The sequence below is a fragment of the Metabacillus rhizolycopersici genome, from assembly GCF_020075705.1.
On record NZ_JAIQUM010000115.1, the window covers coordinates 1 to 10,841 of the forward strand.

At 37.0% G+C, this 10,841-nt stretch carries 8 protein-coding genes and 2 pseudogenes; 2 read left to right on the forward strand and 8 right to left on the reverse strand.

Going from position 1 to position 10,841, the window contains the following annotated elements; all coding sequences use genetic code 11:
• A pseudogene (locus K9V48_RS25510) lies at nucleotides 1-217 on the reverse strand (DDE-type integrase/transposase/recombinase); the annotation flags it as partial.
• Between K9V48_RS25510 and K9V48_RS25515 the strand changes: the two are divergent.
• Nucleotides 208-435 (forward strand): annotated as a pseudogene (locus K9V48_RS25515) (transposase); the annotation flags it as partial. The pseudogenes K9V48_RS25510 and K9V48_RS25515 overlap by 10 nt on opposite strands.
• Nucleotides 436-524: 89 nt before the next feature.
• Here the strand turns inward: K9V48_RS25515 and K9V48_RS25520 are convergent.
• The 7 genes from K9V48_RS25520 to K9V48_RS25550 all read right to left on the reverse strand — a co-directional run bounded on the left by K9V48_RS25520 (nucleotide 525) and on the right by K9V48_RS25550 (nucleotide 10,146).
• Nucleotides 525-1,454: a sugar ABC transporter substrate-binding protein gene (locus K9V48_RS25520; RefSeq protein ID WP_224141909.1), complete on the reverse strand. Its 930-nt coding sequence runs from the start codon at nucleotides 1,452-1,454 to the stop codon at nucleotides 525-527.
• A 155-nt stretch (nucleotides 1,455-1,609) separates the two neighbouring features.
• Nucleotides 1,610-3,049, reverse strand: a complete 1,440-nt coding sequence (locus tag K9V48_RS25525) for an NADP-dependent glyceraldehyde-3-phosphate dehydrogenase (protein ID WP_224141914.1) — start codon at nucleotides 3,047-3,049, stop codon at nucleotides 1,610-1,612.
• 236 nt (nucleotides 3,050-3,285) lie between these two features.
• Nucleotides 3,286-4,245: a 6-phosphofructokinase gene (gene pfkA / locus K9V48_RS25530; RefSeq protein ID WP_224141910.1), complete on the reverse strand. Its 960-nt coding sequence runs from the start codon at nucleotides 4,243-4,245 to the stop codon at nucleotides 3,286-3,288.
• 158 nt (nucleotides 4,246-4,403) lie between these two features.
• Nucleotides 4,404-5,567 (reverse strand): mannitol-1-phosphate 5-dehydrogenase, encoded by a 1,164-nt coding sequence (locus tag K9V48_RS25535; protein WP_224141911.1) that lies wholly within the window; start codon nucleotides 5,565-5,567, stop codon nucleotides 4,404-4,406.
• A gap of 1 nt (nucleotide 5,568) precedes the next feature.
• On the reverse strand, nucleotides 5,569-6,006 hold the full coding sequence (locus tag K9V48_RS25540) for a PTS mannitol transporter subunit IIA (protein WP_111615631.1): 438 nt from the start codon (nucleotides 6,004-6,006) through the stop codon (nucleotides 5,569-5,571).
• A gap of 1 nt (nucleotide 6,007) precedes the next feature.
• Entirely contained in the window at nucleotides 6,008-8,131 is a 2,124-nt protein-coding gene (locus tag K9V48_RS25545) for a BglG family transcription antiterminator (RefSeq protein ID WP_224141912.1), read from the reverse strand.
• A gap of 218 nt (nucleotides 8,132-8,349) precedes the next feature.
• Nucleotides 8,350-10,146 carry a PTS mannitol transporter subunit IIBC gene (locus K9V48_RS25550; RefSeq protein ID WP_224141913.1) on the reverse strand — a complete coding sequence of 599 codons (1,797 nt, stop codon included), beginning with the start codon at nucleotides 10,144-10,146 and terminating at the stop codon, nucleotides 8,350-8,352.
• A gap of 446 nt (nucleotides 10,147-10,592) precedes the next feature.
• Here K9V48_RS25550 and K9V48_RS25555 point away from each other — a divergent pair.
• Nucleotides 10,593-10,841 (forward strand): transposase domain-containing protein (locus tag K9V48_RS25555; protein WP_498043132.1); only part of this gene is annotated, 249 nt, incomplete at its 3' end.

A 10,841-nucleotide genomic window follows, 5' to 3' on the forward strand; every position in this document is an offset into this window, starting at 1 on the left:
CAGTATGTAAGTAGCTGTCCGAAAAGATTTCAACCCTAACATAGAACGAACACGTTTCTTGATAAAACGATGATCCTGTTCTACGATATTATTTAAATACTTCTTTTGTCTGAGTTGCATACCTGATAGTATGTTTTTTTTCTTTTCTCAATGCTTCAACTGCTGTAGGGTAAGCTGGATTTTTATCCACTGTTATGACACGAGGCTTTGAAACATGAGGTAGTTCGTTTGAAGCAGGAGGAAGGTTCTTCATACCGACAGCTTCGTGAATATTTTGGAATCAAGAGTGATGCTCAAATTGCTAACTGGGTGAAGAAATTTCAAAATGGCGAATCGTATGATGATTACCGAAGATAATGGCCCAAAAAGAATTTCACTAGTTTAGAAGAAGAGAATGCTTATCTGAAAGCCCAAGTGGAATACCTAAAAAGGAGCAATCCAAATCTACATGTAAAAACTATCGCATCTAATCGGATTCAAATGAAGTAACCGTAAAATAAAAAGGAACACCCAAAAGCGCAACTTCACCTCAACACTCTTGTTAAGAAATCTAGTCTCTGCCTCGCATTATTGTCCATGATAATATCTACACCACTATCAATGTTATTAACTTTTTCCCCCATTGTAACTTTTAATGCAGCTTCAGCGCTTAAATATCCCATATCATAAGGGTTTTGCGCTACTGTACCAGTTAATGTTCCTTCTTCTACTAACTCAACCATTTCGGTAATTCCATCTGCTCCCACAATTGGAATTTTAATCCCCTGTTTCTGAATAATCTTTGACACAGGAAGTGCAATATAATCAGTTGCGGCAATTACACCTTTAAGATCTGGATGCTCGTGTAAAATTGTTTGCATTTCTTTTACAACTACTTTATCACTTTTTAATATTTTTTCTGACACTATTTTGATCCCTACAGCTTCTAAACTAACTCTAGCTCCTTTTAACCGTTCACCTTCAGGTGATGGTTCTCCACCAATAAGAGCCACTTTATCTCTGGGCTGCAACTGCGAACCTAATAATGCCCCTGCCATTTTTCCTAATTCTAAGTTATTGGTACCTATGTAGGCTGTTTTATTTCCCCAAGAATCGTCTGTATCTATCAGTAAGACGGGAATATTATTCCCAACAAAACTTTCTAACTTAGGAATGATAACAGGTGAATACCTCGGAGAAACAACTAATACATCTGGATTTTCTTTAAGAACATTCTCTAACAGATCGCTCTGTTCTTCTGCTGTTCCATCTTTAGGTGCAATAACTTTACCGTCTATACCAAAATCTTTAAATCCCTTTTCTGCTCCAGCTTCAATAATTCTCCAATACTGTCTGTCTAAAGTTTGCAAAACAATCACTACTTTGGGCTTTTCTTCAAATTGTTTATGAATAAATACGATAATAATTGTAGAAATAAAAAATATAGTAAGAAGAAATAATTTGCTTTTTTTCAACAGGTAATCCCTCCCTTGTTCTTCTACCAGATGAATTTCCTATATTAATAGATAGCTATATTTGCAATTGATTTTTTTCAACTGTTAATTCAGGTTTATCTAAATTGATTACCCAGCAAGTCACGCTGGGTAATCGAAACTGCTTTTTTATCTGACTATGAAAGGTTTAAAACTGTTACTTTTTCACGCGTCATTGATTCAAGGCTCTTACGAATCCCCTGTGCTCCCATTCCTGATTTTTTCACACCGATAAATGGGAAGTGATCTGGCCCACGCTCTGTACGTCCATTAATCTGCACAGAACCTGTGTCAATTTTATTAGCAATCGCAAATGCACGGTTTATGTCTTTTGTGAAAACGCTCGCTTGTAAGCCGTACTCTGATTTGTTTGCGATTTGAATCGCTTCTTCATCTGATTTCACACGAATGATTGGTACGACAGGTCCAAATGGCTCTTCCCACGCAACATCCATATTTTCTGTTACATGATCAAGTAGCGTTGGATAAATTAAGTTGCGCTCGCGTTTATTACCTGTCACAACTATCGCTCCTTTTTGAACGGCATCGTCAATTAACCCTTGTACAAAGTCAGCTGCCGCATCATCAATTAATGGAACGATCGTACTTTCTTTTTCTGGAGAACCAACAGATAATTCCTCTACTTCTGCTTTTAACATCGCCACAAGCTCGTCCGCTATATTGTCATGTACTAATACACGTTTAATCGCTGTGCAGCGTTGGCCAGAGTATGAGAATGCACCGCTAATAATTTGTGATGCAGCCTCTTTTAAATCCGCATCTTCGCACACAATACCAGGGTCTTTACCTCCAAGCTCAAGGACAAGTGGAATCATTTTTGCTTTTGTCGCTAGATGAACACCTGTATTTGTACCACCTGTAAACGAAATCATGTTAATATCTTCATGCTCCACTAAATAATCACCAATGACAGAACCGCGTCCTGTTACTAAGTTGACAAGACCTTTTGGCAACCCAGCTTTGTCAAGAGCCTCAATCATCTTCACTCCACTAATCGAACCTTGTGTCGCTGGTTTAAAGATCACCGCATTTCCTGCCATTAATGCTGGCGCAATTTTTGCAGCTGCTAAGTTGACCGGATAGTTAAATGGTGCAACCGCTAGTATGACACCTAATGGAACACGTTGAGTGATCGCCACTTTCGATGCAGCCCCACCTGGGAAGCTGTCACCTCTCATGCTTTCACCATGCATATGTAATGCTTCTTCAATCGTGTAACGAATGAAATCCGCTGTACGTACTACTTCTTTTTGCGCATCTTTACGGCCTTTTCCCACTTCTTTCATAATGGTCTCAGCGATTTCCTCTTGCATGTTGACTAATTCATCAGCCCATTTATATAAATAAACTGCACGTTGTTGCAGTAAAGTTTCTGCCCATTCCTTTTGTGCTTCATGTGCGAAACGAATGGCTTCATCCACCTCTTCTTTTGTAATTGCTTGTACTTTCCCAATTACTTCGTGAAGATAAGGTGAGTGGATCTCGATGGTCTCACCTGACTTGCTTTCCTTCCATTCCCCATTCAAATAATACTCATAGTTTGATAAAGTTAACATGCTTAAAGTCATAAATTTTCCCCCTAAGTTAAAATTAGATCCTTATTTACTGAGTGAATTTTCAGTCTTTTGTTTTCAAATAAAAAATTTGTAAATACTAATTTTATTGAATTTATAACAATGTTTTCATACTGATTCCTTATAAGAGGGAATCGGGACATAACAGGTCTTAAGCAACATATTATATCCCAACCAGTATAAACGATTTTTTGTCCTTCTCATTCGGATAACTTCTCCTATATAGACAGACTTCTTGCTAGATGGTAGATGGACATATCGATGGTATGCCTATCTTTAGCCGCTTCCTCAAAAGGTGTATAAATCAGTTGACCATTCTTCACCCCAACCATTACACCTTTTTTGCCTTCCACTAATAGATCGACTGCTTTCGCTCCCATCTGACTACTCATCATCCGGTCATAAGCAGTAGGGGATCCCCCACGTTGAAAATGTCCAAGGACGGCCACCCTTGTATCAAATCCTGTTTTCTCTTCAATCATATTTCCGATGTCTGTTCCCTTACATACACCTTCAGCAACGACGATAATACTATGCAGTTTTCCTCGCTCATGTCCTTGCTTAATACGATCGATCATATCATTGATCTCATAGTTAGCTTCTGGGATGATAATGGATTCCGCCCCAGCGCACATGCCAGCCCATAGGGCAATATCCCCTGCATCACGACCCATGACTTCAATTACATAGGTGCGCTCATGGGAGGAGGCCGTATCGCGAATTTTATCAATCGCCTCCACAGCTGTGTTGACAGCTGTATCAAACCCGATCGTATAGTCCGTCCCTGCAATGTCATTATCAATCGTTCCAGGGATACCAATCGTAGGAAAGCCTTGGGCAGTTAACTTCCCAGCCCCTTTAAAAGATCCATCTCCGCCAATAACAACCAATCCGTCAATACCGACTTCCATTAATTGTGCTAACGCCTGTTGTTGCCCATCTGCTGTTTTGAACCTCTCACTGCGTGCACTGTATAATATGGTCCCCCCACGGTGAAGAATATCACCTACACTGCCAAGATCCATTTGAATAAAATTTCCCGTCATTAAACCATCGTACCCATTTTTTACGCCATACACGTCGAGTCCCTTAAAGATTCCTCTTCTTACGACCGCACGAATAGCTGCATTCATTCCCGGTGCATCCCCACCGCTTGTTAATACTGCAATCTTATTCACGCTTTTCCTCCATTTTTTATTTTATGGAATTAAATATGAGTTCCCTTAATCATAATAAAGAGATTTTTTGTAATATCTTTGATTGTTCAAACAATGTTTTACTTAATTTCTAAACATACTAATAAAAAACGTTTTGCTTCTCAATAATGGACTTTATTTTATACTAAAATTCCATCTTTTAATAAAGTGAATTGATTGATAATTAGGTCTACTAGCACGGTTTCTTTAGTAAGTTTTGTGTATTCATAGATAGTAGCTTCTAAACCTTGACTATTAATTTTATCTTTTAACTCTACAGCTTCATCGTCCCCTTGATAATCATATAGGAAAGCTGTAGCAATACCTTTAGCTAAGTAAACCGGCTCCTCTTTTACAATTTCAACGTATTGCCTAGCAGGATTAATCAAACGATCATTAAGGCCAAGCTTACGAATAGGAGAACGTCCGACTCGAGTTACGTCATCTGATATATATGGATTGGAGAAACGACTCAAAATCTTAGCAATATATTCCTTATGCGTATCCATATCGAAGCTGTATTTTTGTACTAATAATAATCCCGTTTCTTGAAGCGTTTTCTCTACAAGAGTTTTAATTCCTTGTTGTTCCATCGCTTCATTGATTGTTTTAATACCAGCATAATAACCCAAGTAGGCAGCAACCGCATGCCCTGTGTTTACAGTAAATAACTTTCTTTCAATATAAGGTTTTAAATCATCAACAAAAGTGATTCCCTCTATCTTTGGTTTTTCTCCAATCATTTTTGTTTGATCTACTGCCCATTCATAAAATGGCTCTACCATCACCATTAACTTATCTTCATTTGTTTGATTAGGAACAATTCGATCAACAGCGGCATCTGGAAAGCCAAAACGTTGATTAAACATTTTTTTTTCTTCTTCACTAATTTTTTCATACACTTTTTCTTTCAGTAAAGTACTGCCTCCAATCATGTTTTCACAGGCAATGATATTCAGTGGTTGATCGTTTGTTTGTATTCTCTTGCGCAACCCTTGTGCAATAAGACCTGAAATAAGCGGTAAAATATTAGGACCTACTGCGGCTGTCACTAAATCAGCCTGTGCAATCGTTTCTACCACTTTATCAGGATCACTTTTGCTGTTAACCGCATGTACATTTTTAATTAACAACTCTTCCTGGGAATGATCGGCAAATACAACACGGTACGCTTGCTTTTCGTTTAATAAATCAACAATTTCACTGTTCACATCAACAAAGCATGTTTGAAAACCCGATTGATATAATAGGCTGCCAATAAACCCTCTCCCGATGTTTCCTGCACCGAAATGCACAGCCAGCATACTAGTTCACACCTTCAAAAAGATCCAGAATTTCTTCTTTAGATGCAGCATTTACTATGCTTATGACATTTTCTTCTTCTGAGCAAACAATTGCAATCTTAGATAAAATATCTAAATGCTCATCACCTTTTCCGGCAATTCCGATTAACAATTTAACAAGATTCCCGTTACCAAAATCTACTCCGCCAGGTACTTGAATAATAGTAATACCAGATTCCTTTACAGACTCTTTCGCATCTTCTGTACCATGAGGGATGGCAACGAAGTTTCCCATATAAGTAGAGGTTAACTCCTCTCTCTCAAGCATTTTTTCGATATATGCTGGATCTACATATCCTCTTTCAACTAAAACACTTCCAGTTAATCTAATCGCGCTTTCTTTATTTTCCACTTCAGCGTTTAATACGATATTTTCTGTTGATAAAATAGGTAAAGACATGTTATATATTCCTCATTTCTTTTATTTTTTCATCCAAAAATTGTTCAAACTTAACAGCCATATAAGAAGAAATAGAACTGGCATTTTTCGATTCAAATAACGAGATGCTATGTTCATTTTCGATAATTAGTGAACTAATATAACTTAATACCTCCAACCCTTGGCTAGAGAACTGTTCAGGTGACAATAACAAAAGAATGCTGTCTGCTTCCATCTCAGTTTGGTCCATCGTTTTAACTTGAATAGGCTTTTCAAGACTAAATATCGTGAAGGAGGGACGTAACACGTATTCACTCCGGGAATGAAACAAAACTAACTTAGTATTAGGAATACCAAGCCCTCCAAGTTTTTCACGTTCAAGTAAAGCTTTTATAACTAACTTGACATCGAGTATGATTTCTTTTTTATATAAGGTCATACAAGCCTCTTCTAACACATGATCAACAGTTTGAGGCCCCACCGAATGTAATATCTGAAATCCTCTGAGAACCGTCAAAATTATGTCTGAGTATAGATGAATGCTTTCCATTCTTTCTATCGTTTGTTCTTTATTTTTAGAATCAGGGATTTTGATTTCTGTTAAAGGTACCTTTTTATAAATACCCTTCATATAAGTTTGTTCTCTGATATAACTTCTAAGCTTTTCTATTTCCTCTTTTTTTAAAATAGGACTGACTACAATATACTCTTTTGATAAGTTAGGCAAGTTTATTGTCGAAATGATCAAGTCAAAATCTGCTGTATTAATTTGATTTAATTCGAATAAAGACACGTTTTTAAGCCGCTTGATCTCTGGTAATTCCTGCCACAGCCTTGTTGCCAACATTTTGGATGTTCCGATGCCACTTGAGCAAATAATTAAAGCACTTAAATTTCCTGTTCCCTCATTTCTTAATAGCGCAGAACCAAAATGCATCACTAAATAGCCAATTTCCTCATCTGGCACAGTCAAATCCGAAAAGATTTTTTCTACACCTTCTTTAACGATAACAAACAAATCTGCATAATCTTCTTTAATTTTTTGCAATAAAGGATTTGTAATTCCCATATTCTGTTTTATTCGATAAATTGCGGGTTTTAAGTGAGCCACCAGACCTTGGAAAAGAGAGTTATCACTTATTAAGTCGTAATTTAACTGCTCCTCTAAAAACTGGATAAGACTTTTTGCCTTTATGGCCACTTGAAAACTAGACTCTTCAATTAAATATTCCTTATCATGCCTTAATTTTGCTCCCTGCAGATGCATGGTGATATAACCAACTTCGGCAATCGGAATAGGAAACTTAAAGATTTTTGTTAACTTGTCTATTATTTTTTCTGCTATTTTGTATTCCGGGGCAGTCTGCAATCTTTCTAAATAAGCTTGATCTATATTGATGTTCTCCCCTTGTAAAATACGCTCGATTGCCAGTGCTAAGTGAACAACCAGGCCGATATAGGCACTGTCAGCTATTGAATAAGGCAGCTCTTCGTTAATTTCGTCGATTACTTTTTCAACAATAAGCAGTTTCTTCTTATCAACAAGGCCTAACAGCCTTTCAGAAATAGAATCAGTTTGCTGAATTGACTTTTTTTGAATATTCTCTCTGACTAGAGATAAAAACTCTACTTCATCAAGATTGTCCGCAATTACGCTGCTCATCGCTCTTCTTTTTCCGGTCTCATTCCCAACGATTTCAACCCCGTAGCCTCTTTTTCTAATTATAGATAAATCAAAAACCTTCAATCGATCCTCTAATTTTGTTAAATCATTGCTGATAGTTGCAATAGTCACATTTAAATCGTTAGCAAGAGCTATGAGCTTAACGGGTTCTGTCGACTCTAACAATGTACATAAAACCATCATCTGGCGCTCACCAGGTGTATACTCATTATAGGCGAGATTAAAGAGACTGAATTTTAGCTCTTCAATTTTTACTTGTTCTCCAGTGATTTGAATGCCTACTCCTGATTTTTTCACTAAACCTAAGTCATAATCTTTTAAGATATCCTCAATTCCTTTTATATCCCGATGAATTGTACGGACACTTACGTCAATTTCATACGCAAGATCTTTGACAGCCACTTCTTCCTTTTTTGTTAGTAGAATTTCAAGTATGAGTCTTTCTCTTGCAGAAATATACACATTGTTCACTCCAGTAAGGAACTGTGGTTGAATTCATTTCTCTCATTATGATGGTGACAAATTTTTAATTTGATACCTTCATAATTATGATAAAACAGTTACATCCCTTAAAACAATGAAAGGTAAATACACTTTCGTCAAATTACATTGTTGACATTTTTGATAAAGTCTCTAAAAAACCTCTAAAAAAGCCTGGTTCATTGAACCAGACTAAATCGTTACATATTTACTTTTAATTTTTCCATAAGTTCATCATATTTAGGGCTATTCAAAAAATTTTCTACGGAAATATGACGTACATTCGGCAATTTAGCTTTTGCTCGGTCTGTTAAGTCTTTATGCGTAATGACAATATCTGCATCAGCAGGTAAATTGTTAATCGATGTGTTGGATACGGATACGTCCAGTCCTGCCTTTTTCACTTTATTTTTCAGGATAGAGGCTCCCATCGCGCTGGAACCCATCCCGGCATCACAAGCAAAGATGATTTTTGAAACATTTTCATATTCTTGTTCAATTTCTGCCGTTTCTTTTAATTTAACAGTTTCATTCTCTTTCACGTTTTTCAATACATTTAACATTTCACCGTACTTCGGACTATTTAAGAAATTTTCAACCGAGATATGAGTCGCATTCGGCAATTTAGCTATTGCTCGATCTGTTAAATTTTTATGTGTGATAACAACATCAGTATCAGCAGGTAAATTGTTGATTGATGTATTTGATACTGAGATATCCAGTCCTGCTTTTTGTATTTTATTTTTTAAGATAGAAGCTCCCATTGCACTGGAACCCATTCCAGCATCACAAGCAAAAATAATTTTCTTCACATCTTTTGTCAATTCATTTTGTACATTAGTTTCTTTTACTGTAACTTTCTCTTGATTTGCTTCTGTTTTAATGTGAACAGAAGCCTTGCTTTCTTTTCCTTTTAGTGCCGCTGTTTTTTCAGCGTCTTTGGTTAGATCCTCTTCATTTGATTGTTTAGAAACTTTTAGAATCACAGCAGAAATCAGGAAAGATACAGCAGTTGCTGCCAATACTCCGGCAATAACACCTAAATAGTTGCCTCTTGGTGTCATGGCTAATATTGCGAAAATACTACCTGGTGACGGCGCAGCTACTAAACCTACATCAAATACCAAGAAGGTAAATATGCCCGTTGCACCACCTGCTACAGCTGCTACAAGTAGAAGCGGTTTCATTAAAATATAAGGGAAATAAATTTCATGAACTCCACCTAAGAAATGAATGATTGCTGCACCAGGTGCTGATTGTTTTGTCATTCCTTTACCAAATAAAATATATGCTAATAAAATACCTAAACCTGGCCCCGGATTAGCCTCTAATAAGAATAAAACCGATTTACCAGCATTAGTTGCCTGCTCGATACCAATCGGACTTATAACGCCATGTTGAATGGCGTTATTTAAAAACAGGATTTTAGCTGGTTCGATAAATATACTTGCAAGTGGTAAAAGATTTGCATCTACAATGGCTTGAACGCCGGCTGCTAATGCTTTGTTTAGTGTTATAACAACCGGGCCGACTCCTTTATAGGCAAGTAATGTTAAGAGTCCTGCAATAATACCGGCTGAAAAGTTATTAACCAACATTTCAAAACCAGATCTCACTTTTCCGTCAATGGCTTTATCAAACTTTTTGATAGCCCAGCCGCCTAAAGGTCCCATAATCATAGCTCCTAAAAGCATCGGGAGATCTGCACTAGCTATGACTCCCATAGTAGCTGTTGCACCAACTACACCACCTCTTAAGTCATAAACAATTCTCCCACCCATAAATCCAATAAGTATCGGTAAAAGATATTTGACCATTAGATCAGCAAGCTTTGCAAAATCTTCATATGGGAGCCAACCTGTCGGAATAAATAAAGCCGTAATAATTCCCCAAGCGATGAACCCACTTATGTTGGGCATAATCATGCCGCTTAAATAACTGCCAAAGCGTTGGATCTTCACTTTAGCAGCTGAGTTTGACTGATTTGAGTTCGTCATCTCTATAAAAACCCCTTTCACCATTTATTATGCAAATAGTTAATTTGTACTCTTATGATAAAGGGTTGCCACTTGGGTATCAATTTATAGAAAAGCCCATTTTGTCAATTTATTTGTTGTCATGTTTAAATAATACTATTGCTCTATATTGCGATATTGATAAATAAAAGGGATACTCAATATTTCTATACATATTTTCACAATAGGGGTATTTTCTTGTTTATTATCTGGTGGTAATACTGGACGGACTTCACTCGCCACAATTGACTTAAAGTCATCCGTATAAGAGATTAGTTTTCTCCACTCTAGAAAATCCTCATCTGAAGTTTTCCAAGTATCGCTATCTAGACTATGGGTTCTGGTGCAAAAAGATTAAATTGATTGCAAGTAATCTCTAAATCTTGGACATACTGATACTATTACTCTAAAAGAGGGGTGTGATTAGTATGGAAAAACAAAATTTGTTCAAATGGAAACATTATCAACCTGATATTATTTTATTAACGGTGAGATGGTATCTGCGGTACAACCTCAGTTTTCGTGATTTGGTGGAAATGATGGAGGAGCGAGGCCTGCCGATAGCTCATACAACCATTATGCGTTGGGTTCATCAATATGGACCTGAATTAGATGAAAGAGTACGGCGTCATCTCAAGCAAACAAACGACTCGTGGAGAGTCGATGAAACCTATATA